The organism is Streptomyces venezuelae (assembly GCF_008642355.1).
In the GTDB taxonomy this organism is placed as follows: Bacteria; Actinomycetota; Actinomycetes; order Streptomycetales; family Streptomycetaceae; genus Streptomyces; species Streptomyces venezuelae_B.
The window spans coordinates 2,726,400-2,751,739 of the sequence record NZ_CP029193.1 but is presented as its reverse complement, the minus strand read 5'-3'; the positions used below and the strand labels follow the sequence as shown (position 1 = coordinate 2,751,739).

Here is a 25,340-nt window from a genome sequence, read left to right as displayed (position 1 = left end):
CTCGTGATGCGGCGTTTCCCTAGGATGCCGGACGTAGCTCACGGGGCAGTCGGCAGGTGACATCACGCAGGTGACTGGTGAACCTGCCCCTTTCAGTCTGCTGGCGGGACCACCCCCCAACGTTGTGAACGGGTCCCGCCCGGAGGGGAATTCAGTGTTTTCTGCGTTGTCCATACGTAGCCGAGGCCGGAGTCGCGGGCGCGGCATGAGCGGATCCGGCCGGGGCCCCGTCAGGCTCGCCGCGGTGACCGCGGCGGCGGGTCTGGCTCTGGCGGGCGGGGTGGCCTTCGCGGGCACGGCCGCCGCGGAGGAGGCGCCGGCGCACCGGGGCGGAGCCGTCGCGACGCTGGGCGGGCTGCAGACGTTCGACCAGGCCGTCATCCGCGACAACGGCATCGCGCAGCAGGTGCCCGCGGGGCTCTTCGAGATGTCCGTGGACGGCGGCGGCACCCTGCAGACGTACTGCATCGACGTCCTGAACCCCACGCAGAAGGACGCCAAGTACCAGGAGACCGCCTGGAGCGGCACCTCGCTGAACGGCAACCGGGACGCGGGCAAGATCCGCTGGATCCTCCAGCACTCGTACCCGCAGGTGAACGACCTCGCCGCGCTGTCCCGCAAGGCGGGCGTGCGATCCCTCACCGCGCAGACCGCCGCCGCCGGCACGCAGGTGGCGATCTGGCGGTACTCCGACGGCGCGAAGGTCGACGCCGTCGACCCGCAGGCCGAGAAGCTCGCCGACTACCTGTACAGGAGCGCGCGGAACAGCGCCGAACCCAAGGCGTCGCTGACGCTGGACCCGCCGGCCGTGTCCGGCCGCGCGGGGGAGAAGCTCGGCCCGGTCACCGTGCGGACCGACGCCGAGTCGGTGACGGTCACGCCGCCCGCGGACTCCGAGGCGAGCGGCGTGAAGGTCGTCGGCAGGAACGGCAAGCCGGTGAAGTCGGCGCGCGACGGCAGCCGCCTCTACTTCGACGTGCCGAAGGACGCGCCCGACGGCGCCGCCGCACTGTCCGTGCAGACGTCGACCACCGTGCCGGTGGGCCGGGCGTTCGCGTCCGAGACCAGGAGTCAGACGCAGATCCTCGCCGGCTCCAGCGAGTCGACGGTGTCGGCCACGGCGACCGCGAACTGGGCCGCCGAGGGGGCGCTGCCCGCGCTGTCGGCCGAGAAGAACTGCGCCAAGAGCGGTGTGGACATCACCGCGACCAACAAGGGCGACAAGCCGTTCACCTTCCGCTTGATGGGCTTCAAGCACACGATCGAGGCGGGCACGTCACAGACCGTGACGATCCCGCTGCAGGAAGACCAGCCCTACGACTTCACGATCAACGGGCCGAGCGGCTTCGAGAAGCGGTTCAAGGGCGTGCTGGACTGCCGCACCGCGGGCGACACGATCACGAGCAAGGCGCAGCCCGCCTCCCAGCCGAGCCCCGCTTCGGCCGGCGGCACCGTCGGAGGCGGCGACCTCGCCGAGACCGGCAGCAGCAGCAACACCCCGTTGATCGTCGGCATCGCGGTGGCGTTCGTCGTGGTCGGTGGCGCGGCGGTGTTCTTCCTCCGCAAGAAGGACGCTCCGTCGGAGACCGGGACCTCCGCCGAGGAGTAGACGATGGAGTGATGGTGGAGTGATCGGCCGGTGAGGGAGGTGCGCGCGGTAGTCGTACGGCTACCGCGCGCGAGGCGAGGAACCGGCCGCCCGCCATCCGGTTTCCGCCGGGGGCTGGCCGTACGGCAAGATGGGGTGTATCTGCCCACTCACTGATTGCCGGACGGTTTCTCTTGGCTGAGTACATCTACACCATGCGCAAGACGCGCAAGGCGCACGGCGACAAGGTGATCCTCGACGATGTCACCTTGAGCTTCCTTCCTGGCGCGAAGATCGGTGTCGTGGGCCCCAACGGCGCCGGTAAGTCCACGGTGCTGAAGATCATGGCCGGCCTCGAGCAGCCGTCCAACGGTGACGCGTTCCTCTCGCCCGGGTTCAGCGTCGGCATCCTCATGCAGGAGCCGCAGCTCGACGAGTCGAAGACGGTCCTGGAGAACGTGCAGGACGGCGCCGCCGAGATCATGGGCAAGCTCAAGCGCTTCAACGAGGTCGCCGAGCTCATGGCGACGGACTACTCCGACGCGCTCATGGAGGAGATGGGCAAGCTCCAGGAGGACCTGGACCACGCCAACGCGTGGGACCTGGACGCCCAGCTGGAGCAGGCCATGGACGCGCTGGGCTGCCCGCCCGGCGACTGGCCCGTCGTGAACCTCTCCGGTGGCGAGAAGCGCCGCGTCGCGCTCTGCAAGCTCCTCATCGAGGCGCCCGACCTGCTCCTCCTCGACGAGCCCACCAACCACCTCGACGCCGAGTCGGTGAACTGGCTGGAGCAGCACCTCTCCCAGTACTCCGGCGCTGTCGTCGCGGTCACCCACGACCGGTACTTCCTGGACAACGTCGCCCAGTGGATCCTGGAGCTCGACCGCGGTCGCGCCCACCCGTACGAGGGCAACTACTCCACGTACCTGGAGAAGAAGGCCCAGCGCCTCAAGGTCGAGGGCCAGAAGGACGCCAAGCGCGCGAAGCGTCTGAAGGAAGAACTCGAGTGGGTGCGGTCGAACGCCAAGGGGCGTCAGGCCAAGTCCAAGGCGCGTCTGGCGCGCTACGAGGAGATGGCCGCCGAGGCCGACAAGATGCGGAAGCTGGACTTCGAGGAGATTCAGATCCCGCCGGGCCCGCGTCTGGGCTCGATCGTCGTCGAGGTCGAGCACCTGTCGAAGGCGTTCGGCGACAAGGTCCTCGTCGACGACCTCAGCTTCTCGCTGCCGCGCAACGGCATCGTCGGCATCATCGGTCCGAACGGCGCGGGCAAGACCACGCTGTTCAAGATGATCCAGGGCCTGGAGCAGCCGGACTCCGGCACCATCAAGGTCGGCGACACGGTCAAGGTCAGCTACGTCGACCAGGGCCGCGCCAACATCGACCCGAAGAAGACGCTGTGGGCCGTCGTCTCCGACGAGCTGGACTACATCAACGTCGGCCAGGTCGAGATGCCCTCGCGGGCGTACGTCTCCGCGTTCGGCTTCAAGGGCCCGGACCAGCAGAAGCCGGCCGGTGTGCTCTCCGGTGGTGAGCGCAACCGCCTCAACCTGGCGCTGACCCTCAAGGAGGGCGGCAACCTGCTCCTCCTCGACGAGCCGACGAACGACCTGGACGTCGAGACCCTGTCGTCCCTGGAGAACGCGCTCCTGGAGTTCCCCGGTGCCGCCGTCGTGATCTCCCACGACCGCTGGTTCCTGGACCGGGTCGCCACGCACATCCTGGCGTACGAGGGCGACTCCAAGTGGTACTGGTTCGAGGGCAACTTCGAGTCGTACGAGAAGAACAAGATCGAGCGTCTCGGCCCGGACGCGGCCCGTCCGCACCGCGCCACCTACAAGAAGCTCACCCGGGGCTGAGGCGACCGTGGCCCGACACCTCTATCAATGCCCGCTCCGCTGGTCGGACATGGACGCCTTCGGGCACGTCAACAACGTCGTCTTCCTGCGGTATCTGGAAGAGGCGCGGATCGACTTCATGTTCCGGCTCGCACCCGGTGACGGCTCTCCGTCGTTCTCCGGCGGATCGGTCGTCGCCCGGCACGAGATCGACTACGTCCGGCCGCTGGTGCACCGGCACGAGCCGGTCACCATCGAGTCGTGGGTGACGAAGATCGGCGCGGCGTCGCTGACCATCGCGTACGAGATCAAGGACGCGCAGCAGGTGTACGTGCGGGCCTCCACCGTGGTCGTGCCCTTCGACCTGGAGGCGCAGCGGCCGCGGCGGATCACGGCCGAGGAGCGCTCGTTCCTCGAGGAGTACGTGGACGACAGCGCCGGCGGCCCCGACGGTGGCTCGGGGGCGCTCGCCGCATGACCGCGCGGCTCCACTTCGCCGATGCCGGGGAGGCGGCGGACCTCGCCGCCTTCCTGGCCCGGCTGATCCACTACGACAAGGCAGCCGCGGTGCGGCTGCAGGCCGCCGGGGACACGCTCGCCGTGTTCGGGCGGCCGCCGTCGTTCGAGGTGCTCGTCATCCGTACGGCACGGCTCGCCAAGCCGTACGAGTACGGCCTCGACACAACGCTCGACGTCACCGTCTCCGCGGGCGAGTTCCTCGAACGCGTCGGCGAGTCGGTGGAGTCCGCGGAGGCCGCGGGGGTCGCCGAGGTCCCGGCGGCCGTCACCGGGCCGCCGTGGGCGGGCGTGCTGCCGCCGCGCGGCGGCTGGCGCCAGGAACCGGGCCTTCCGGCTCCGGAAGCGGTGCGGTCCCTGGTCAAGCGGGCCGTCGCCGAATTCAGGGCGCGGGTCGAGGAGTTGCCGGCCGAGCGGCGCGTGCGCGCCGAACTCGACCGCGTGGGCCGGGAGATCTGGTCCCGGCCCGTCGCCGACACGGAACTCCCGGTACGGGCGGCGCACGCGGCGCAGTCCCTCGGCTTCCTGCGCGGCGACGCCCTGACCCTGCTGTCCTCGGGACCGTGGCTGCGGCTGCGTACGGCCTATGGGTCCGTCGCGGTGCGCAAGGCGGGCATCGGGGGGCTCACGGTCACGCCCGCGTAAGCGCGGGCGTCACCGTGTCCAGCTGCTAGGGGACTCAGCCCTCGGAGTTGACCATGGAAGCCGCCGCGTACGTCAGGTAGTTCCACAGGGTCCGCTCGTGCTCATCGGAGAGGTCGAGCCGGTCCACCGCCGCACGCATGTGCTTCAGCCACGCGTCGTGCGCGGCCCTGTCCACCGTGAACGGCGCGTGCCGCATGCGCAGCCGGGGGTGGCCGCGGTTGTCGCTGTACGTGCGGGGGCCGCCCCAGTACTGCATCAGGAAGAGCGCGAGACGCTCCTCGGCGGGCCCGAGGTCCTCCTCCGGGTACATCGGCCGCAGCAGCGGGTCCTCCGCGACCCCCTGGTAGAAGTAGTGCACCAGGCGTCGGAAGGTCTCCTCGCCGCCGACCTGCTCGTAGTAGGTCTGCTCCTGAAGCGTGCCGCGCGGGATCTCTGTCACGTGTTCCATGGTCTCAGACGGGACGGCCGAGTACGGAAGGCCTAGGACCATGGCCGACCACCTCGCATCGGAGGCCGTGGCGCAGCACAGTGGACCCATGGAACCCGATCCTGTACTGCTCGCCGAGGTCCGGGCCGGCCTCGTGCGGGAGATCGAGGCGAGCGGGGTCTGGCGGAACGACCCCGCCTGGCGCGCGGCGTTCGCCGCCGTCCCGCGGCACCTCTTCGTGCCCTACTACTACGTGGGCGTGAGCGGCGGGTACGAGCGGCTGTGGCGTGAGGACCCCGACGACGGCCGCCGCACGCGCTGGCTGCGCGGCGCCTACACGGACGCTCCCCTCGCGACCCGCGTGCGCGACGGGGACCTGCTCTCCTCCAGCAGCCAGCCGTCCCTGATGGCGAAGATGCTCAACGAACTGGACGTACGTCCGGGAGACCGCGTCCTGGAGATCGGCGCCGGCACCGGCTACAACGCGGCGCTCCTCGCCCACCGGCTCGGCGACGACCACGTCACGACCATCGACCTCGACCCGGAGATCACGGAGTCCGCCCGGCAGCATCTGGCGGCCGCCGGGTACCGCCCCGCTGTCATGACCGGTGACGGCGCGGCCGGCTGCCCGGAGCGGGCGCCCTACGACCGGATCATCGCCACCTGCACGCTCGGCTCGGTGCCGAGGGCATGGCTCGCCCAGTGCCGGCCCGGCGCCCGCATCCTGGCGCCCCTGGCCACCGGCCTGATCGCGCTGACCGTGCGGGACGCGGAGCACGCCGAGGGGCGCTTCCTGCACACGCCCGCCTACTTCGTACCGCTGCGCGGCGGTGACGCCAGGACCCCGTACGACCACCACATCGGCGGGCTGCCGCGCGGGGCCCTGCAGAGCGAGCTCTTCCGCTTCCTCCTGGAGCTGACCGCGGGCAGCCTCGATCCGCACGAAGCGCTCGCGCTGTGGCAGCGCGAGGGGCGGCCGGTGCGCGAGCGCTTCGGTGTCACGACGAGCGGGCCGTACGAGTGGGCCTGGCTCGACGACCCCGAAGGGCCGTACGTCTGGCCTCTCTGAACCGGCCCGCCCGGTCCTGCTCGCCTCAGTCGCGGCGGATCGTGAGCGTCGTCCAGGCGCCCACGTGGACCTGGTCGCCGTCCTGGAGGGGGACGGGCACGAACGGCTGGATGGGCTCCTCGCCGCCGTTGACCGTGGTGCCGTTCGTGGAGTTCTGGTCGACGACCGCCCAGCCGCCGTCCGGCTGCTGCACGAGGATCGCGTGCTGGTGCGAGACGCCCGGGTCCTCCGGCGGCACCGACAGGTCGATGTCCGGGGTGTCACCCGTGGAGTGCCTGCGGCGGCCGATGGTCAGCTGGTTGCCCGCCAGCGGACGCTGCTGCTCCGGCGAGTACGCGGGCAGGTTGAGTCCCGAGGCCTCGGGGCCGCTGCGCTGCATCATCGCCATGAAGTACTCGCGGTCGGGGCCGATCGTCACCGTCCACGTGCCGGGGCCCTGCGCCTGCGGGGGCGGCTGCTGCTGGAACGGTTCTTGCTGCTGGAACGGCTCCTGCTGCTGGAACGGCTCCTGCTGGGCCGGGGTCGGGGCGGGAGCCGACGGGGGAGAGATCACCCAGTCGTCGGCGGCACCGCCACCGAAGGACGGGCCTCCGGGACCACCGGGGCCGCCGGGACCACCGGGGCCGGGCGGCGGCGGAGCGGGCGGGCCCTGCGGGGAACCCGTCTCCTGCGGGAACGCGGGCGGCGCGGGCGGCCCCGGCTGCTGGAACGCCTGAGGCGCGCCCGGCGGGGCCTGACCGGGGCCGGGGCCCTGGTGACCACCCGGACCCTGCGGACCACTCGGACCCTGCGGACCACCCGGGCCCTGCGGACCGGACTGCCCCGGGAACGGCTGACCGGGACCCTGCGGGGCACCGGGACCCTGCTGGCCGCCACCGCCACCGTTGCCGCCGCCGTTCCCGAACGGCGGGATCGGCTCGGCGGGCCGGTTCATCTGCGAGGGGCGCGATCCCTGGTACTCGTAACCCGGCGGGGGCTGCTGGAACTGCTGCGACGGGTTCGGACCCGGTGGCCGTCCGGGACCGCCGCCGGGGCCGCCGTGCGTGCCCGGCAGCGGCGGATTCGGCGCGGCCGGGGTGTACGACGTCGCCGTGTTCGTCAGGAAGTTCCAGCGGCACTCCTCGCAGAACGGCGCGTTCGCCTCGCGGGGCGTGCGGCACTGCGGGCAGAGCTGGCCCTCGGGCGCCGGGTCCGGCACGGCGGCCAGATGCGGGCGCCCCGGCGCGGGCTGCGGGAAGCCCGGGTCCTGGCCGGGGGGCGGCGGGGTATAGCCGTACCCGGCCGCGGGCGGCGGCGGGGGCGGCGGAGGTACGGCACCGGCCATGCGGTGACCGCAGACCTCGCACCAGTCATCGGAACCCGACTGGTGTCCGTTCGGGCAGGTCGGCATGTCGGCGCTTCCCCCTCTCCTTCTCCGGCCCGAGGGCCGTACGCACGTACTTGCTGCTTCTTCAGGCCTACTGCTTCTTCAGGCCTACTGCTTCTTCAGGCCTACTGCTTCTTCACGCGAACAGTCTTCGTGGACCGCGTCTCGAGTGTCATCTCGTCGGCCTCGGCGACCTTCGCCTTCAATCGAACAGTACCTGCCGCGGCGTCCACGACGTCCACCACCTTCGAAAGCAGTTTCGCCGTATCCGCGTTGCCCGAGGCGCTCGCGAGCTGCACCGCGCGGCCCAGTTTGGCCGTCGCCCCGTCGACATCTCCCGATTTGCGGGCGTCCAGTCCCTGCTGGATCACCTGGGCCAGTTCCGCCTGGCCCGTGTAGTGCGCGACCTGCGGATTGATCGAGGTGGAGGCCGCCATGTCGTCCGTCCACACCGCCCGCACCAGGCCCTGCGACAGCGTCTGTACGCTGCCGTCCTCCCGCGGCACGACCAGGGAGACGCGGGCCGCCAGCATCTCCTGGCCGAGATCGGCGCCGGGCACCTGCACGCAGATGTGGTAGTCGCGGGACTCGTCGCCCCAGGACCCCGTCGGATAGTCCCCGGCGCGCGGTCCCGCCTCCGTACGGCGGTCGGTCAACTCCTCGACCGTGGGCGCCACTTGCTTGACGAACTTGATGTCCACGCCCACCGGCGTCCACAGCCGCAGACTGACGTCGGCGACCTCTTTGCCCATCGCCGCCTCCATCATCTGCGTGAAGTCGGCGGAGAGAGCGGCCGGGTCGGCGACGATGTCGGCGGTGCCGAGCAGGGCGGAGGCGATCCCTGTGACCTCCTTCACCTCCCAGTCCGTGCCGACGCCGCGGGCGTCGCAGGTGAAGCGGCCCGCGCAGGAGTCCAGGGCGGCGCGCAGATCCTCGGGCGACTCGTGTTCGTTGCGGCCGTCGGTGAGCAGGATGCCGTGCCGGACCGCCGAAGCGGGCACATCCGCGGAGGCCAGAAGGCGGTCGGCGAGGCGCAGCCAGGTGCCGATCGCCGTGCCGCCGCCCGCGCTCAGCCTGCGCAGCGCCTGCTTGGCCAGTTCGCGGGTCTGCGGTCCCGCGACGGCGAGCCGGCCGCCGCCCGGATAGACCTCCTTGGCGACGTGGGTGCCGCCGATCACCGCGAAGCGCACGCCGTCGCGGAGCGCGTCGATCGCGGCGGCGGTGGCGTCCCGGGCGCCGCGCATCTTCGTCGGCGGGTAGTCCATCGAACCGGAGCAGTCCACCATGATCGCGACGGCGGCGTCCGGGCTCTGCCCCGCCGTGTACAGGTGCGGTGCGCCGACCGCCGCCCCGATCGTCCCGCCGCCGGTCGAGGTGACCGTGGCGATGGCGTTGACCTCGCGGCCACCCTCCGGCAGGTACTCGTTCTGGTAGACGTCCACCGAGAACTGCGGCACGTTCGATTTCGAGAAATTGGCCATGGAACTGCTCCCCCTCAGATCCTCACAACCTCAGGTCCTCACAACCTCAAGACCACTGGCCCCGGTACGGTCCCCCCGCCGGGTGCTAGGCCGATCCTGCCCCCTGCGGCACGAACGGGAACGGCACGACGGCCACTGTTACGTTGTCGTGGCCCCCGCCGTCCAGTGCGTGGCCGACCAGGACCTGGGCGCTGTGCAGCGGCCGGGCCGCGGCGTCGGCGGGCACCGCGTCGGCCATCTCCTCGACGGCTTCCGCGTAGTTCCACAGACCGTCCGTGCACACCACCACTACACCCGCACGGTCCGGCTTGAAGGAAGCGGTGTGCGGCTCCAGTTCGTACGCGTCCGCGCCGAGCCAGCCCGTGATGGCGTGCGCGCGCTCGTCGGCGTACGCCTCGGCCTCGTTCATGAGTCCCGCGGCGACCATCTGCGCGGCCCACGAGTCGTCCTCGGTCAGGCGGACGGTGGGGCCCTCGCGGTCGTCGGGGACCCAGTAGGCGCGGCTGTCGCCGACCCAGCCGACGACGAGCAGGCCGCCCGCGACGATCGAGCCGACCAGGGTGCAGGCGGGCGCGTTCTGGTGGGGACTGTGCTCGCGGGCCGAAGCGGGTTCGGCGGCGAGCGCGTTGACGGCGTCGGCCGCCGCGAGGATCGCCTCGTGCATGGCCTGCTGCGGGTGCGTGCCGCGCGGCAGCGAGACGAGGAGCGACTCGTTGGCGGCGCGGGACGCGGCGAGTGACGCCTCGTCGGGGCGGGTCGCCGAGGAGACACCGTCGCAGACGATCGCGACGACGGCGGGGGAGCCGTCGGGCAGCGCGGCCGTGGAGATGGCGAAGGCGTCCTCGTTGCGGTGGTGGCGCAGGCCGCGGTCGCTGACGGCGGCCACGGTGTCGAGCTCCTGCTCCATGTGGTCGCGCTCGCGGGGCTGGGCGTGCCCGCAGTTCTCGCAGTACCCGTCCGGGTCGACGCGGCCCGACCGGCACGCCACGCACAGCTTGGTGCCCGCGGGAGGCGTCGCGTCGGGCGCGGCCGTGCGGGGGTCGGCGGCGGGTGGGGCGGGTGGGGCCGGGGTGCCGGGGGCGGGCAGCGGGTACTCGTCCGGCGCAGCGGACGCGGCGTCCGGGGCGACGGAACCGGCTCCGGGCCGCTCCGGGAGTTCACCGCCCGCCGAGTCCGTGCCCGGCAGGTCCGTCGGGAGATGCGTGGGCACCGGAGTGTCGGAGCTGTCGACCTCCGGCGCGACCGGCCACTCGGCGGCCTCCTCGCCCGCGGCGGCGGCCCGCACGGATCCGGCGGACCCGTTGGGGGACACGTCCGGCCGCGGCGGCACCGCCGACAGGTCGAACCCGCACGCACCGCAAAACAGGTCACCCGACTCCAGCGGCTCCTCACAGCTGGGGCAGGCAGACAGCTGGGGCATCTGCGACATACTCACACCCACGTCCGGGGGCGGAAACGGTTGGCCCGCTCCACCAGTTCGATCCTCTCCTCGCCACCCTGAGCGAGCCGGGCCAGTGTCCGGTACGAACGCTCCAGGCCGAACCGGAGGCCGCGCTCGTCCAGGTCGCTGCCGAGCAGTACGGCCCGCGTCCCGGTGGTGCCCGGTGGCGCGGAAACGTGACCAGAGTGCCTACCGGAGAGTACCCAGTCGAGCGCCGTCCCCAGAACCTCGGTCGACAGGCGCTCCCTGCGCACCGCGTCGAGCCCGAACCCGGCAAGTGCCTCGATCTGCCCGGCGGCGGCCGTCAGCTCGTCCAGGAAGGCGCCGCCCGAAGGGGCTGCCGTGTCCGACGTCATGCGCTGACGCAGCCGCGCCCGCACCGCGGCCACGCGGGCCGCGGTGTAGTGGATGGAGGACTCCGGCACCGACTCCAGGGTGCGTACGGAACCGGCCCTGTCGCCGGCCGCGAGCTGTACGCGGGCCAGGCCGAACGCCGCGCTCACATAGCTCGGGTCGGTCGTCCACACCAGACGGTAGTACTCGGCGGCGTTGTCCAGCTGGCCGAGGACCTCCGCGATGACGCCGAGCGCCAGCTTCGGGGCGGGCTCGCCGGGGAACGCGTCGTAGACCGCGTCGAAGGAGAGCGCCGAGTTCTCGAAGTCGCCGGTGGCCAGGGCCGCGACGCCCCGGTACCAGACCACCCGCCAGTCGTCGGGGTGCTGTTGTTCCAGCTCGGCGAGGGCCTGCGCGGCGGGCGCGAGCTCGCCCATCGCCAGCCGGGCCCGCAGCCCGCGCAGTTGCAGCTCCAGGGAGTCCGCGGACGCCGTGCCGAGCGCGGTGATCAGCTCGGCGGGCGCGGCTGCGATGAGACCGGCGAGGAACCCGGCGTTCGGGTCGTTCGGGTCCACCAGGGGCACGGGCAGCGCGAGGGCGGTCACCACCGGGTCGAGCCCCCGGACGATCCCCGCGGTCGAGGGGCTCTCCGGAAGCGCCCTCTCGTTCTCCCCGGCGGTGGCAGCGGCGGTGGCGGCGGTGGTGGCCGGGTCGGGGCGGGCGCCCAGCCGCGACACCTCCCCGGCCAACTCGGCGAACAGCTCCGTGTCCGGCACCTTCACCTCGGGCCCGAACAGGGTCGAGAGCGCGGGCCGCGGCAGCCCCGACTGGAGCGCCACGACCTCCCGCAGGACACCCGTCAGCTGCTCGGCCATCTCCTGCGCGGAGGCGAACCTGCGGGCCGGGTCCGGGTCCGTGGCGCGGACCAGGAGGCGGTAGAAGGACTCGTACGTCCGGAAGACCTCGATGTTGTCGGGGTCGGGCAGGGAGTCCACGAACACGTTCGTGTAGCCCTGGAAGTCGAAGGTGAGGACCGCGAGAGTGCGGGCGACGGTGTACAGGTCGGAGGCGACGGACGGGCCGACGTCGGCGACCTCCGGGGCCTGGTAGCCGACCGTTCCGTAGATCGCGGACTCGTCGTCGTCCATCCTGCGGACCGCGCCCATGTCGATCAGCTTCAGCTGGCCCTCGGTCTGGATGGCGTTGTCGACCTTGAAGTCGCAGTACAGGAGCTTGCGGCTGTGCAGGTGGCCCAGGGCGTCCAGGGCCTCGATGCCGTACGCGCAGGCCTGCTCGACCGGCAACGGGTCGCGTCTGCCCTCCGGCGTGCGGCGGCCGTTGGCGATCTCCTTCAGGGACTTGCCGCCGACGTACTCCATGACGATGTACCCGTCCATGGAGCCGGTGCGCTGGTCGAGGTGCTCGACGAAGTTGTAGATGCGGACGATGTTGGAGTGCTCGATCTCCGCGAGGAACCGCCGCTCGGAGATGGCCGCGGCCATCGCGTCCTGGTCACCCGTGTCCAGCAGGCCCTTCAGGACCACCCACCGGTCGGACACCGCGCGGTCGATGGCCAGATAGACCCAGCCGAGCCCGCCGTGCGCCAGACAGCCCACGACCTCGTACTGGCCGTGCACGATGTCGCCCGGGTGCAGCTTCGGCACGAACGAGTAGGGGTGGCCGCACTTGGTGCAGAACCCCTCCGTGCGGCCGGGCCGTTCGCCCCGCGCGCGGCCCACCGGCGCCCCGCAGTCGGAGCGCGAGCAGAACCGCTTCCGCTCGGGCACCTCGGGGTTCTTCTGCACGGCCCCGCGGGGGTCGGGCCGCGGCACGTCCGGCACGGTGACCAGGCCGACGCCGAGCCGCCCGCGCGCCGATGAGCCGGTCGCCGAGCCCGAGCTGCGCACCGACACCGAGCGGGACGTCGAACCGCCGGACAGGGACCGCGACAGCCGCCCGGACACCGACCTGCGCGAGGACTGCGAGCGCGACGACCCGGACGTACGGGAGGACCGCGACGACGACGAGCGGCCGCTGGAGCTCCCGGAGCCCCGCGAGCCCTTGCCGCCCGCCGTGAGACCGGTCGGCGGCGACGAGACCCTGCCGTCGGGCGCGACGACGGGGGCCAGGCCGCACGTGTCGCAGTACAGCTCACCGTCGCCGAAGTCGTCATAGCTGCCGGTGCACTTGGGCCGCTGGCATTCACGCCGGGTCATGATTCCCCCGTCCGGTCGGTGGGTCCGCCCTGCTGCGGAACCCTCGGCGCAAGCACTTCGGCGGCGGCCTGCTGATAGCGCAGGACCGCCTGCTCGGCCACCCGGAGATCGCAGGGCGCGCTCCACAGCATGCGCCGCGCCGCGTCGTACCGCTCGACGAGGAGCGGGTCCTCGGCGTGACCGAGCCGGGCGACCTTCGCCTTGTACGCGTCCAGGCGCCCGCGCAGCTCCGCGCGGACCGCGAGGGGCGCGGTGACGGCGGTCAGCGACTCGCGGGCGCGCAGCAGTTCGTCCTCGGCCTTCTGCTCCAGGGACTCCAGGAGTGGCGAGAGGCGGTGCCACTGGGCGTGCCTTCGGTACTCCGACGCCATCGCCAGCTGCTCCTGCAGCGCGGTCGGCGGGCCGCTGACGGCGGGCACCTCGGAGGCGGCGATCTTCGCGAGGACCTCGCCGCGCGCGGAGCGCGCCTCGGCGAGGGTGCGGTCCGCGCGGGACAGCACGTCGCGGAGCCTGCCGAGGCGGACCTCCGCGTCCTGCCGGACGGTGAGCACCGCCTCGATCTCACGGCGCACCTCTTCCAGGGCGCGGGCCTCCCGGTCGTAGCGCTCGGTGTGCGGGCGGCCGCCGCCGGGCGCCGAACTGCCCTCCGCCCGCTTCCAGAACGCGAGCGGATCCGACACCACCTGCTCGCGCAGCGCGGTCAGGGTCCGCGTGATGCGCTCCAGGTCGTCGCCGGAAGGATGCTCCCCGGGACGGACGCCGACGGAGTGCGCGAGCTGGCGGGTGCGGTGCAGTTCGGCGGCGAGCAGGTCGATGCGGGCGGGCAGCGCGGACCACACCGCGTCGGCGGCGACGACCATGTCGAGGGAGTCCGCGTACAAATCGTTCATGCGCTTCACGAGCTCTTCGAGGGTGAAGCGCTCGGTGAGCTTCGCGGGTCCGGTGAGCGAGGGCGACGCACCGGACGACGATGCGCCCGCGACGGTCACGGCCTCGCCGCGCAGCAGCTCCGTCAGCTCGACGAGGTCGTCCTTGCTGGGCCAGCGTCTGCGCTCGCGCACCTCGCGTGCCGTGCGCAGGGCGCCCGCGTACGCGTCGAAGTACGCCCAGAGCAGGGTGATCCGGGCCTCCGTGGCCGTCCAGCGCTCCGCGGTGACGCCGGTGAGCGCGGCGCCTTCGAGCAGGCGGCGGCCCGCGTGGTCCTGGAGGGCGAGGAGCGAGGTCTCGATCGCCTCGTGCTCGGCGTCGAGGCGCGCCAGCGCACGGTCCACCTCGTCCCGGTCCATCACCGGACCGGGGGGTCCCGCGACGCTCATCGATCACCTCTCCGCTCTGCGTTGCCCCGGGTTCTCGGTCGTCGAGGTCCCGTCGTGGCGCTCGTAACTCTCGTAACTCTCCAGTCGTACCAGGCCGGTTGTCGGCTCCCGGTCAGTCCCGGTACTCCGGGGCCGGCGGGCCCGAGGACCTGCCGAGTCCTTCCTTCAGCCACTTGTCGTACGACTTCTGCCAGCCGCCGTCCTCGCGGTAGTCGTCGAGGACCTTGTTGACCCGGCGCACCAGGTCGTCCGAGCCCTTCTTCATCGCCACCCCGTAGTGCTCGGTGGTGAACGGCTCCTCGCCCTTCAGCTCGACCGTCGGGTCCTGCGCGGCCTGGCCGGCGGCGAGGGCGCTGTCGGTCACCACGGCGTCCACCTCGCCGAGCTGGAGCCGCACCAGGCAGTCGAGTTGGTTGGGGACGGTGGTGGAGATGTCGGCGGAGTAGTTCTTCTTCTTGAGCTCGTCCTCGGCGATGGAGCCGGACGCGCTGCAGATCTTCTTGCCGGTGAGCGACGGGTCGTACCCCGTGATGTCGGACTTCTTGGGGGCGAGGACCTGCTGGCCCGTCTCGAAGTACCCGGTGGAGAAGTCGACGTCCTTCAGGCGCTCGCAATTGACGGTCATCGTGCGGACGACCATGTCGACCTGGCCGCTCTGGATCGCGGGGATGCGTTCGTTGGTGGGTATGGCGCGGAAGACGACGGCGTCGCGGTCGCCGAAGATCTCCTCGGCGATCTCGCGCGCGAGATCGATGTCGAAGCCCTCCAGCTCGCCGCCCTTCTTGTTCGGGTCGCGGTAGCCCCAGCGGTAGCTGTTCTGGTCGACGCCGACGATCAGCTTCTTGACGTCCCGGTTCCTGATCCTCTCGATCGTCGGGCCGTCCTTGGACGAGGGGCGCAGACTGCGGTCGTTGCAGTCGTCGGCGTCCGCACGGGCGGGCGCGGCCACCGTCGAGCCGGGCCCGCCCCGCCGTACGCGGTCGTCGCCCGTGTCACCTCTGTCCGGCAGGGCGAGGACGAGCGATCCCGCGACGGCGCAGGCGAGACCCATCGCGCCCACACCGCCCCAGCCGCGCAGCCTGGCCGTGCCGCGTCGCGTCCGCATCGTCTGCGCGCCCCCTCTCATCTCTGGACCCGTCACCGGCCCCGGCCCTGTCACCGGTACTCCGAAAGCCTGCGGCCGATGCCGAGGACGGCGCCCGCCGCGGCGAGGACCGCGAGGACGGCGGCGCCGACGGCGAGACCGCTCATGGCGCCCCTGCCGTCCTTCGCGGCCTGCTGGAACTCGCGCTGTTCGTGCGCCAGGGCCCGGTCGAGGGCCGCGTCCACGTTGTCGAAGCACTCGCCGGTCGGCTCGTCGTCCTTGGAGCCGATGACCTTGTCGAGCGCCCCCTGGTAGTCACCGGAGTCGTCGCTGGAGCGGGCCACCTGGTGGCGGTCCTTCCAGACGCCCACGTTCTTCGCGGCCTCGGCGACCGGATTCCCGCCCTCCGAGTCGTCGGCGAGGTCGGCCGCCCTGCCGAGCAGGCCGCTGTCGGCACCGCCCAGCTGCTTCATCTGCGCGCGGTAGGCGACGTCGAACTTGTCCTCCGACCTGCCGCCCACCTCGGTGGTCTCCGCGCCGCGGCTGACCAGGGTCAGGTTCTCGTTGCCCCGCGCCTTCAGGGAACTGATGCGGGCGTCGTTGAGGACGTTCAGGGATCGCACGCCGTTGTCGTACGAGTCGTCGAGTCCCGAGCGCGCGAAGGTGTGCCCGACGACGAGCCAGAGCAGCACGACCGTGGCGGCCGCGGTCGCGGCGAGCAGGCCGTGGTTGAACACCCGGTTCGTACGGCGGTAGTTGCGGTGCTGCGCCCAGCCGAGCGCGGCGAGCGCGAGGACGCCGAGGGCGATCGCGAACCAGGGGTACGGCTTCGCGTTGCCGTAGTCGTCGCCGAGCCGTTCGTTCTCCGCCTTGTAGAGCTTCTCGGCGGCCGGGAGCATCTGCGTCTGCATCTTGTCGTTCGCGTACCGCAGATAGGCGCCGCCCAGCGGCAGGCCCTGCCGGTTGTTGGCACGGGCGCGCTCGATCAGGCCCGTGTACTCGGGCAGGAGCCGGTTCAGCTTGCCCACCGCGGTCGCCGACGACGAGTCCGCGCCCGCGTTCGACGCGGCGGTCGCCAGCTTCTCGGAGGCCCGCTCGATGTCCCGCTCGTACCGCGCGCGGACGGCGGCCGGCTCCTGGCCGCCCGCGAGGAACCCGCTGGACGCCGCGGTGTTGGCGTCGGCCAGCGAGCGGTAGATGGCGGCCGCGTCGGCGCTCAGCGGCTGGCTGCGGTGCAGCACGTCGTCGGCCGCGGCCGAGCGCTCCGTCATCTGCCAGGTGGTGACCGCGCCGAACGCGACGACGAGGAGCGCGAGGACCGCGCCGATGATGCGCAGCTTGCCCGGCTCCGTGGTCGCCGCGGCCCGCAGCCGGTCGACGCCCTCGGACCAGGCGGTGCGGCGCGGCGCGGCGGACGGCGCGGACGGCGCGGACGGTGCGTTCGGCGTCTGGGGCGGCACGGCGGGCATCGTCGGCGCGGGTTGGCGCGGAGCCTGTGCGGGCCGCATCGGAGCCTGGGCGGGCACGGCCGGTGCCTGTCCGGGCGGACCCGACGGCACCGCGCCGCCGTTCGGCGGATGTGTCACCTTGCCTCGACCTCCCCCTCGGTCATCGGACGCTGGTCTCCGCCCGTCGCGCGCGGAGCGGGAAGAAGTGCACGGCCGCAAGTATTGCCGCAGGGACCGACATCCGCACAGGTGTTGACTGGATCTTGTGCGTATCCCTGCTTCAGAACACGAGATTCGGGGGTGTTCGGTTCCCGCCCGCGCGCACGGCGCAGGCGGGAAGCACGTCATTCGCCGCGCGCGCCGTCCTCGTAATGGCCGCGCACGCGCGCGTACACCTCTCCCGCCGCCGCGACGTGGTCGAGGCCGAGGAGTGCCGCGCCGAGCACGGGACGTGCGACGACGACCCGCGGCACCGCCTTGGGCGCCCGCTCCGCGAGCAACACCCTTACCCCGTCGTCCAGTTGAGGATGCCGCGCGGCCAGGACACTGCCGCCGAGCAGCACCGGCGCCTCCTCGTCGAGCAGATCCAGCCGCTCCAGGGCCACCGTCGCCATGGCGACGACCTCCTCGGCCATCCGGTCCACCACCGCGCGGGCCACGGCGTCACCGGCGGCCGCGGTGGCGAACAGGACCGGCGTCAGCTCGTGCCGCCGCACCGGTGACACCCTCCCCAGGTGCAGCGCCTCGATCAGCGCGTACATGGACTCGAGACCGAAGTGCGCGGGCAGCGTCTCGCGCAGCGCCGTCGGCTCGCCCCGGCCGTCCTCGGCACGCGCCGCGAACCACAGCGCCTCCTCGGCGAGGCCGCCGCCCCCGCCCCAGTCGCCGGAGATCCGGCCGATGGCGGGGAAGCGGGCGGTGCGCCCGTCCGGGAGCATGCCGACGCAGTTGATGCCCGCGCCGCACACCACGGCGACCCCGCGCGGCTCGGCGTCCTCGCGGAGCCCGGCGCGCAGGATCGCGAAGGTGTCGTTGCGGACGTCGACCGAGGGGCCCCACGCACGTCGGCGCAGCGCCTCCGCCAACTCCCGCTCCTCGACGGGGAGATCGGCGTTGGCGAGGCAGGCCGACACGTGCCCGACGGAGTCGGCGCCCGCCTCCGCGAGGGCCCGTGCCACCGCCTCCTCCAGGGTGTCCACCGCGGTCTCGACGCCGACCCGCGGCGGTTGGAACCCGCCGCCGCGGGCCGTGCCGACGATCCGTCCGTCGGCCGCGACCACCGCGACGTCGGTCTTGCTGTTCCCCGCGTCGATCGCGAGCACGCTCGTGCCTACGCCCACGCCAGGTGCTCCCGGTTGTGCGCGATCAGGCTGTCGGTGAGCTGCTCCGCGTACGCGTACTGCCCGATCAGCGGGTGGGCGAGCAGCGCCTTGAAGACCCGCTCGCGGCCGCCGTGCACGGCCGCCCGCAGTGCCAGGTCCTCGTAGCCGGTGACGTTCGCGATGAGCCCGGCGTACAGCGGGTCGAGCCTCGGCACGGGCAGTGGCTTCGCCCCCGAGCCGTCCACCGCGGCCTGCACCTCGATGACCGCGTCGTCGGGCAGGAACGGCAGCGTGCCGTTGTTGACGGTGTTCACCACCTGGTAGGGGCTGCCGCCGTTGCCGAGCAGCGAGGCCGCGAGGTCGACGGCGGCTTCCGAGTAGAAGGCGCCGCCGCGCTTGGCGAGCAGTTCCGGCTTCTCGTCGAGCGCCGGGTCGCCGTACATCTCCAGGAGCTGCTTCTCCATCTCGGCGACCTCGGCGGCGCGCGACGGCTTGGTCCGCAGCTCCTCGACGACGGCGTCGTGCTGGTAGTAGTAGCGCAGGTAGTACGAGGGGACGACGCCGAGCCGGTCGACAATCGCGCGCGGCATGCGCAGGTCCTCGGCGACCGCGTCCCCGTGCTCGGCGAGCAGCTTCGGCAGGATGTCGTCGCCCTGCGGACCCCCGAGGCGTACGCCCGTCTCCCACGTCAGGTGGTTGAGGCCCACGTGGTCCAGGTGCACCTCGCCGGGGGCGACGTCGAGGAGCTTCGCGAACTTCCGCTGGAAGCCGATGGCGACGTTGCACAGGCCGACGGCCTTGTGCCCGGCCTGCAGCAGTGCCCGCGTGACGATGCCGACGGGGTTGGTGAAGTCGATGATCCAGGCGTCCGGGTTGGCGCGGCGGACGCGCTCGGCGATGTCGAGGACGACGGGGACGGTGCGCAGCGCCTTCGCGAGGCCGCCGGCGCCGGTGGTCTCCTGGCCGACGCATCCGCACTCCAGGGGCCATGTCTCGTCCTGGTTGCGGGCGGCCTGCCCGCCGACGCGCAGTTGGAGCAGCACCGCGTCGGCGTCCGCGACGCCCGCGTCCACGTCGGACGTGGTGACGATGCGGCCCGGGTGGCCCTGCTTGGCGAAGATGCGCCGCGCGAGGCCGCCCACCAGCTCCAGGCGGTCGGCCGCCGGGTCGACGAGGACGAGTTCCCCGATCGGCAGGGTGTCCCTCAACCGCGCGAATCCGTCGATGAGTTCGGGTGTGTAGGTCGACCCTCCGCCGACCACTGCGAGCTTCATATCGGTTCTCAGCCCTTTACTCCGGTGAGGGTGACGCCTTCGACGAAGGCCTTCTGTGCGAAGAAGAAGACGATGATGACGGGGGCCATGACGAGCAGCGTCGCGGCCATGGTCATGTTCCAGTTGACGGCATGGGCGCTCTTGAACGACTCGAGGCCGTAGCTGAGCGTCCAGGCGCCGGGGTTCTGTGCGGCGTAGATCTGAGGTCCGAAGTAGTCGTTCCAGCAGTAGAAGAACTGGAAGAGCGCGATGGCGGCGATGCCGGGCTTGGCCATCGGCACCACGATCTTCACCATGGTGCGGAACTCCCCGCACCCGTCGACCTTCGCCGACTCGATGTACTCCTTGGGGATGGTCAGCAGGAACTGCCGAAGGAGGAAGATCGAGTACGCGTCACCGAACGCCATGGGAATGATCAGCGGCCACAGGGTCCCCGACAGATGAAACTGCTGGGCCCACACCAGGTACATGGGGATCACGATCACCTGCGGCGGCAGCATCATCGTCGAGATGACGAGCAGCATCGCGGTGCGGCGTCCGCGGAAGCGGAACTTGGCGAGCGCGTACGCCACGGGGATCGCCGAGCAGACCGTGAAGAGGGTGCCGAGCCCCGCGTACATGAGCGAGTTGCGCCACCAGTCGAGGAAGCCCGGCGTCTCGAACACGGCCTTGTAGTTCGACCAGTGCCAGGAGTCGGGCCACAGGTCGCCGCTCATGGCCTGCGAGTCGCTCATCACCGACGTCAGGAAGACGAAGACGAACGGCAGCAGGAACAGCAGCGCGACGGCTATCGCGACGCTGTGCACGGCGATCCAGTGCAGGATCCGCTTGCGGCGGGCTCGGGCGGCGGCGGGTCCCCGGTTCGGGGAGGTCCGTTCGGGTGTCGACGCCGACGCGGGCGCGCTGAGAGCAGTGGAAGTCATCGGGATGTCCTCAGTCCTCAATCCTCAGTCCTCGGCCGCGAGCAGCCCGGAGCGCTTGCGCATCAGGAGCATCGTCACGGCCATGGCGATGGCGAAGAGCACGAGCGAAAGCACGCACGCGGCACCGGTGTTGAAGTTCTGGAAGCCCATTTGGTAGACGAGCTGGGGCACCGTGAGGGTCGAGTGGTCGGGGTATCCCGGCTGGATGACGGACCCGGGCCCGATGTTGACGCCGGACGCGACCTTCCCCGCGACCAGGGCCTGTGTGTAGTACTGCATGGTCTGCACGACGCCCGTGACCACCGCGAACATCACGATCGGCGTGATCGACGGCCACGTCACGTAGCGGAACTTCGCCCACGGCCCCGCGCCGTCCAGTTCGGCGGCCTCGTACTGCTCCTTCGGTACGTCGAGCAGTGCGGCCATGAAGATCACCATCAGGTCGCCGATGCCCCACAGGGAGAGCAGTACGAGCGAGGGCTTGGCGGTGTCCGGATCGTTGAACCAGTTGGGCCCGGAGATGCCTATGGAGCCGAGGATCTCGTTGACCGGCCCCGAGCCCGGGTTGAGCAGGAAGACGAAGGCGACGGTGGCGGCCACCGGCGGCGCGAGGTACGGGATGTAGAAGGCGGTGCGGAAGAACCCCGCCCCCGTCTTGATCTTCGTGATCAGCAGCCCGAGCGAGAGCCCGAAGACCACCCGCACGGCCACCATGATCACGACGAGCCAGAGGGTGTTCCGCAGGGCGGGCCCGAACAAGGGCATCTGCTCGAACACGTACGTCCAGTTCCTGAGGCCCACGAAGGTGGGCTCCTTGATCTGGTTGTAGTGCATGAAGGAGAAGTAGACGGTGGCGATCAGCGGGTACGCGAAGAAGACGCTGAAGCCGACCAGCCAGGGGGAGAGGAACCCGAGCGTGCGCAGGCGGCGGCGTGCCGGGTCGGACAGGGACATTGCCATGGGTCGGGGTCCTCAGCTCTTCGACTGGAGGGTGTCGGCGTCGATCTGCTCGTCGAGTTTCTTCAGGCCCTTGCGCAGGTCGGAGACGCGCCCGGCCTCGACGCCGTAGGCGAAGTCCCCCAGCGAGACGACGTACGCGCCGCCGTTGACGGAGGGCGGCAGGGCCTTGCTGTGCTTGTTCTCCAGGATGTCGAAGAAGGTCCGGAAGGTCGGATCGGCGTCCAGGTCCGGCGACTTGAGCGCGGCGAACGTGGAGGGCACGTTGTGGATGGCGTTCGCGAAGTTCACGACCTGCTTCGTGTCGGCGGTCAGGAACCGCACGAGCTCCCACGCGGCGTTCTGGTGCTTGCTGCTGTGCGCGATGCCGGCGACGGTGCCGGTGATGAAGCCGCGCCCGTACGTGTCGGCCTGGTCGTCGGGTACGGGCAACGGCGCCACGTCCCAGTTGAACTCGGCCTTCGCGTCCTTCAGCATCAACCCGCGCCACTCGCCGTCGAGGTGCATGGCGACCTTCTGGGTCAGGAAGGCGTTCTGGCTGGACATCTCGTCGCCGAAGGTCATCCGGAACCGCTCCAGGTCGTCGAACCCGCCCTGAGCGTCGGCGAGCCGCGTCGCGGTCTTGAAGAACTTGTAGGTCGACGGCTCATCGGCGAGCCGCGAGTCGCCGTCGGCATCGAAATACTCGGGCCCCCACTGGGCGAAGAGCCGGTCCGGACTGTTCTGGTAGAAGCGGAAGTTGGGCATGAACCCGACCCGCTTGTACGAGCCCTTCCCACTCCGGACGGTCAGCTTCTTGGCGGCCTTCTCGAACTCGGACATCGTGCGGGGCGGCCGCTCGATGCCCGCCTCGTCGAAGGCGTCCTTGTTGTAGTACATCCCGAAGGCGTCCGCGAGCAGCGGCAGCGCGCACTGGTTGCCGCGGTAGCTCGTGTAGTCGAGGAGCGTCTTGGGGAACGTCTTGTGCTTGTCGAGGCCGGTCTTCTTCATGAACGGGTCGAGGTCCACCCACATCCCGGAGTCGCAGTACTGGCCCACGTTGTTGGTGGTGAACGAGGACACCACGTCCGGCGCCTTGTCGCCGCCCGCCCGCAGGGCCTGGTTGATGGTCTCGTCGGACACGTTCCCGGTGGCCTTGACCGTGATGTTCGGGTGCAGCTTCTCGAACCGGTCGATGCTGTCGTTCACGGCCTTGACCTCGCCGGGCGTCGCCCAGCCGTGCCAGAACTTGAGGGTGACCGGTTTCGTCGGGTCGTCGTTCGCGCTGCCGACGCTCGGGTTGGCACAGCCGGAGAGCAACAGGCCGGCTGCGGCGAGCGCCGCGGACGCGCAGGTGGGCATGCGCCATCGCGGCATGGCGGACTTCCTTTACGGGGAGCGGTGAGCGGTCGGGTAAGGGGGTTTCTCGGGCCGGTCTCTAAGGCCGGTCTCTCAGGCTGGTTTCTCGGGCTGTTCTCTCAGGCTCGTTTCTCAGGCTGATTTCTCAGGCCGTGTCGAAGACCCGGTCACGGGCCTGGGTGAGAGCGGAGCGCAGGGCGCCGGTGAGGATCGGGTCGCCGTCGAGTTCGCTGATGCGGATGTGGGGGCGGGGCAGGGCGAGGCCGGTGAGCTCCTCCTCGACCCTGGCGCGCAGCTTGTCGCCGCCCGCCTGGGCCACGGAGCCGGAGAGCACGACGAGTTCGGGGTCGACGACGGCGACGACGGCGGCGATGCCGGTGGCGATGCGGCGGGCGACCTCGCCGAGCGCGGCGTCGTCGGCCATCACCTCCGCCAGGGTCGCGCCGCCGCCGGTGAGTTCCCGTACGACGTACGCGGAGACGAGGCTCTCGAAGCCGCCGTCGCCACTGCCGTCGCCGCCGCGCACCAGGGGGGCGCCGGGCAGTGGCATGTACCCGATCTCGCCCGCGCCGCCGGTCGCGCCGCGCAGCAGGGTGCCGCCGAGCACGATCGCGGCGCCGACGCCTTCGTCGAGCCAGGTCAGCACGTAGTTGTCGTAGTCCTGGGCGGCGCCCTCGTACTGCTCGGCGACGGCGGCGAGGTTCACGTCGTTCTCGATGACCACCGGCGTGCCGAGGACGGCGGCGAGATCGTCGCGCAGCGTCCGCGAGTGCCAGCCGGGCAGGTGGGGGGCGTACCGGAGCTGGCCGGTGTGCGGGTCGATGGCGCCGGGGGTGCCGATGACGGCGGCGCGGAGGTCCTCGTGACCGAGCCCCGCCTGGCGCAGGGCACCGTCGACGGCCTCGGTGACGAGCTGGGCGGTGCGGTGCCGGACGTCCTCGGCGACGGCGTCGGCCTCCACACGCTCCCTTCCCAGCACGGTGCCGGTGATGTCGGCGACGAGGGCGGTGATTCCGGTGGGGTCGGCGGAGAGCGCGGCGACGTGCCCCGCGCCCGGGTCGATCTCGTACAACTGGGCGTTGGGCCCTGGCCGCCCGCTCAGACTGCCGGTGGTGTGGACGAGCCCGGCGGCGGCGAGGCGGCCGAGGAGCTGCGAGGTCGTCGGCTTGGACAGCCCGGTCAGCTCGCCGATGCGGGTGCGGGTGAGGGGGCCGTGGGCGACGAGAAGATCGAGCACGGCTCGGTCGTTCATGGCGCGGAGGACGCGGGGGGTCCCGGGCGCACCCGGGGTACCCGGCGCGCCGGGGGTGCTGCCTGCTGCCATGCCGCCACCTGCCTCTCAGCTGCCCGTACGGTAACGGTCGCCGCTAACTGTTAGGAAACTTTCCAATTCGTGAGGACCGTACGGCTGGCGTGAATGAGGCGTCAATAGCGGACGCCGCCTAGGCAACCAAGTCGTTACCTGTGGGGGTGGGGGGTTGCACGGGGTGCGTGCGTGGGCCTCGGGGGGGGGCGGTGACTTCGGTGGGCCGGTGTCTTTGATTGTTGCCGGGGCCGCCCGGGGTTTTGCGGAGTGTGGCGGTTCCGGGCCGGGAGTAAAGGGCGCTCCGCTGCGCTGCGCGTCGGCTGCGCCGATTCCGCTGCGCTCCACCCTTGACTCCCGTCCCTCCACCGCGAGCTGCTTGTTGACCCGGACGGCCAGGGGTGGGGGCAACGGGGATCGCTGGGGCAGTCATCGGCTTTCGCTGCCGGGTGCGGCCCGGTTCATCGTGGGCGGCCGTCACCGTCCGGGGAGGCGGCCTCGCCGCTCGGGTCATCGGCTCGCGTGGCCGGGTGCGGCCCGTCCCAACGCAAGCCGCCCTCACGGTTCGGGTCGGGTCATCGGCTCTCGTTGCCGGGTGCGGTCCGGTTCATCGTGGGTGGGAGTGATGGTCGATGGGCTGTGTCGGGCCGGGGGCCACCCCCTCCGGCACCTACTTTGGGAAAGTTGCGAATGGGTTGGCCGCGCGCCCCCTCGACGGACCGAATGCGCCCCTATGGCTGGCCTTTCTTGGTTCGGTCCGTCCCCCTCCAGCACCTACTTTGGGAAAGTTGCGAACCGACACACCGCGCGCCCCCCCTCTCACACCCCACGCGCCGCCACCCACGTCACCGGCCTCACGAATCTGGCGCGGTGAGCCAGCACATTGGGGGGCGTATGCGGCTTGGCAGGGGGGCGTGCGGTGAACGCATTCGCAACTTTCCCAAAGTAGGTGCCAGGGGGGTGGCCCGAGCCAGCCACCCACCTCCCACACACAGGCGCCGCCTCCCGCCGCCCATCTCGCGTATCCGACGCAGCGAACCGGCGTGCCAAGGGGCGCATCCGGTCAGGTGAGGGGGCGCGCGGGGGATGGATACGCAACTTTCCCCAAGTAGGTGCCGGAAGGGGCGGTCCGACCGGAGGCGGGCCAGGGGTGCACTCGGTCTGCGGAGGGGGCGCGCGACCAACTGGTTCGCAACTTTTCCAAAGTAGGTGCCGGAGGGCGCGGCGACCCCCCGGGCGGACACAGCTCATCGAGCATTGCTCCCGCCCACGTTGGGCCGGTCCGCACCTGGCCGCGAGAGCGGATGGCCCGCCCCGGACAGTGGGGGCGACTCACGATGGACCGGTCCGCACTCGGCCGCGCGAGGGGATGGCCCGAGCGGCTTGGCCGCGCGGTGGGCGGGGCCGTGAGGGTGGCGGTCGGCCACGTTGGACCGGTGCGCGCCCGGCAGCGAA

Annotated in this window: 19 protein-coding genes; 5 read left to right on the top strand and 14 right to left on the bottom strand. The window is 71.5% G+C overall.

The features are described 5' to 3' along the window. Positions 1-205 precede the first annotated feature (205 nt). The 4 genes from DEJ47_RS12615 to DEJ47_RS12600 all read left to right on the top strand — a co-directional run bounded on the left by DEJ47_RS12615 (position 206) and on the right by DEJ47_RS12600 (position 4,587). Positions 206-1,609 (top strand): Cys-Gln thioester bond-forming surface protein, encoded by a 1,404-nt coding sequence (locus DEJ47_RS12615; RefSeq protein ID WP_150167840.1) that lies wholly within the window; start codon positions 206-208, stop codon positions 1,607-1,609. Between the two features lie 173 nt (positions 1,610-1,782). Next, on the top strand, positions 1,783-3,447 hold the full coding sequence (gene ettA, locus DEJ47_RS12610; RefSeq protein WP_150167838.1) for an energy-dependent translational throttle protein EttA: 1,665 nt from the start codon (positions 1,783-1,785) through the stop codon (positions 3,445-3,447). A gap of 7 nt (positions 3,448-3,454) precedes the next feature. Next, positions 3,455-3,904: an acyl-CoA thioesterase gene (locus tag DEJ47_RS12605; RefSeq protein ID WP_150167836.1), complete on the top strand. Its 450-nt coding sequence runs from the start codon at positions 3,455-3,457 to the stop codon at positions 3,902-3,904. Beyond that, complete coding sequence (locus tag DEJ47_RS12600; protein WP_150167834.1) at positions 3,901-4,587, top strand: hypothetical protein; 687 nt, start codon at positions 3,901-3,903, stop codon at positions 4,585-4,587. The genes DEJ47_RS12605 and DEJ47_RS12600 overlap by 4 nt, the downstream gene beginning before the upstream one ends. Positions 4,588-4,621: 34 nt before the next feature. Here the strand turns inward: DEJ47_RS12600 and DEJ47_RS12595 are convergent, their stop codons facing one another. After that, entirely contained in the window at positions 4,622-5,035 is a 414-nt protein-coding gene (locus tag DEJ47_RS12595) for a globin (protein ID WP_190415372.1), read from the bottom strand. An 88-nt stretch (positions 5,036-5,123) separates the two neighbouring features. Here DEJ47_RS12595 and DEJ47_RS12590 point away from each other — a divergent pair, with 88 nt between their 5' ends. Continuing rightward, the gene (locus tag DEJ47_RS12590; protein WP_150167830.1) at positions 5,124-6,083 is read left to right on the top strand and encodes a methyltransferase domain-containing protein; all 960 of its coding nucleotides are present in this window, start codon (positions 5,124-5,126) and stop codon (positions 6,081-6,083) included. A 25-nt stretch (positions 6,084-6,108) separates the two neighbouring features. Here the strand turns inward: DEJ47_RS12590 and DEJ47_RS12585 are convergent, their stop codons facing one another. The 13 genes from DEJ47_RS12585 to DEJ47_RS12520 form a co-directional block, all read right to left on the bottom strand. Further along, a complete protein-coding gene (locus tag DEJ47_RS12585) occupies positions 6,109-7,473 on the bottom strand; it encodes an FHA domain-containing protein (RefSeq protein WP_150167828.1) in 1,365 nt (454 codons plus the stop codon). A gap of 101 nt (positions 7,474-7,574) precedes the next feature. Next, complete coding sequence (locus tag DEJ47_RS12580) at positions 7,575-8,930, bottom strand: vWA domain-containing protein (RefSeq protein ID WP_150167826.1); 1,356 nt, start codon at positions 8,928-8,930, stop codon at positions 7,575-7,577. An 85-nt stretch (positions 8,931-9,015) separates the two neighbouring features. Then, positions 9,016-10,359, bottom strand: coding sequence for a PP2C family protein-serine/threonine phosphatase (locus DEJ47_RS12575; protein ID WP_150167824.1), 1,344 nt, complete (start codon positions 10,357-10,359; stop codon positions 9,016-9,018). A 2-nt stretch (positions 10,360-10,361) separates the two neighbouring features. After that, complete coding sequence (locus DEJ47_RS12570; RefSeq protein WP_150167822.1) at positions 10,362-12,920, bottom strand: serine/threonine-protein kinase; 2,559 nt, start codon at positions 12,918-12,920, stop codon at positions 10,362-10,364. Next, complete coding sequence (locus DEJ47_RS12565; RefSeq protein WP_150167820.1) at positions 12,917-14,236, bottom strand: hypothetical protein; 1,320 nt, start codon at positions 14,234-14,236, stop codon at positions 12,917-12,919. Before DEJ47_RS12565 ends, DEJ47_RS12570 begins: the two co-directional genes overlap by 4 nt. A gap of 112 nt (positions 14,237-14,348) precedes the next feature. Then, positions 14,349-15,341, bottom strand: coding sequence for a glutamate ABC transporter substrate-binding protein (locus DEJ47_RS12560; RefSeq protein ID WP_150167818.1), 993 nt, complete (start codon positions 15,339-15,341; stop codon positions 14,349-14,351). Positions 15,342-15,391: 50 nt separating this feature from the next. After that, positions 15,392-16,906, bottom strand: a complete 1,515-nt coding sequence (locus DEJ47_RS12555) for a hypothetical protein (RefSeq protein ID WP_161236373.1) — start codon at positions 16,904-16,906, stop codon at positions 15,392-15,394. Positions 16,907-17,112: 206 nt separating this feature from the next. After that, positions 17,113-18,108, bottom strand: a complete 996-nt coding sequence (locus tag DEJ47_RS12545; RefSeq protein WP_150167814.1) for an N-acetylglucosamine kinase — start codon at positions 18,106-18,108, stop codon at positions 17,113-17,115. Further along, positions 18,099-19,364 (bottom strand): 6-phospho-beta-glucosidase, encoded by a 1,266-nt coding sequence (locus DEJ47_RS12540; protein WP_150167812.1) that lies wholly within the window; start codon positions 19,362-19,364, stop codon positions 18,099-18,101. The genes DEJ47_RS12545 and DEJ47_RS12540 overlap by 10 nt, the downstream gene beginning before the upstream one ends. A gap of 8 nt (positions 19,365-19,372) precedes the next feature. Next, positions 19,373-20,287, bottom strand: coding sequence for a carbohydrate ABC transporter permease (locus DEJ47_RS12535; RefSeq protein WP_150167810.1), 915 nt, complete (start codon positions 20,285-20,287; stop codon positions 19,373-19,375). A 24-nt stretch (positions 20,288-20,311) separates the two neighbouring features. Then, positions 20,312-21,247: a carbohydrate ABC transporter permease gene (locus tag DEJ47_RS12530; protein WP_150167808.1), complete on the bottom strand. Its 936-nt coding sequence runs from the start codon at positions 21,245-21,247 to the stop codon at positions 20,312-20,314. Positions 21,248-21,259: 12 nt separating this feature from the next. Then, positions 21,260-22,600: an ABC transporter substrate-binding protein gene (locus DEJ47_RS12525; RefSeq protein ID WP_150167806.1), complete on the bottom strand. Its 1,341-nt coding sequence runs from the start codon at positions 22,598-22,600 to the stop codon at positions 21,260-21,262. Between the two features lie 127 nt (positions 22,601-22,727). Then, the gene (locus DEJ47_RS12520) at positions 22,728-23,906 is read right to left on the bottom strand and encodes an ROK family transcriptional regulator (protein ID WP_150167804.1); all 1,179 of its coding nucleotides are present in this window, start codon (positions 23,904-23,906) and stop codon (positions 22,728-22,730) included. Between the last annotated feature and the right edge of the window lie 1,434 nt (positions 23,907-25,340).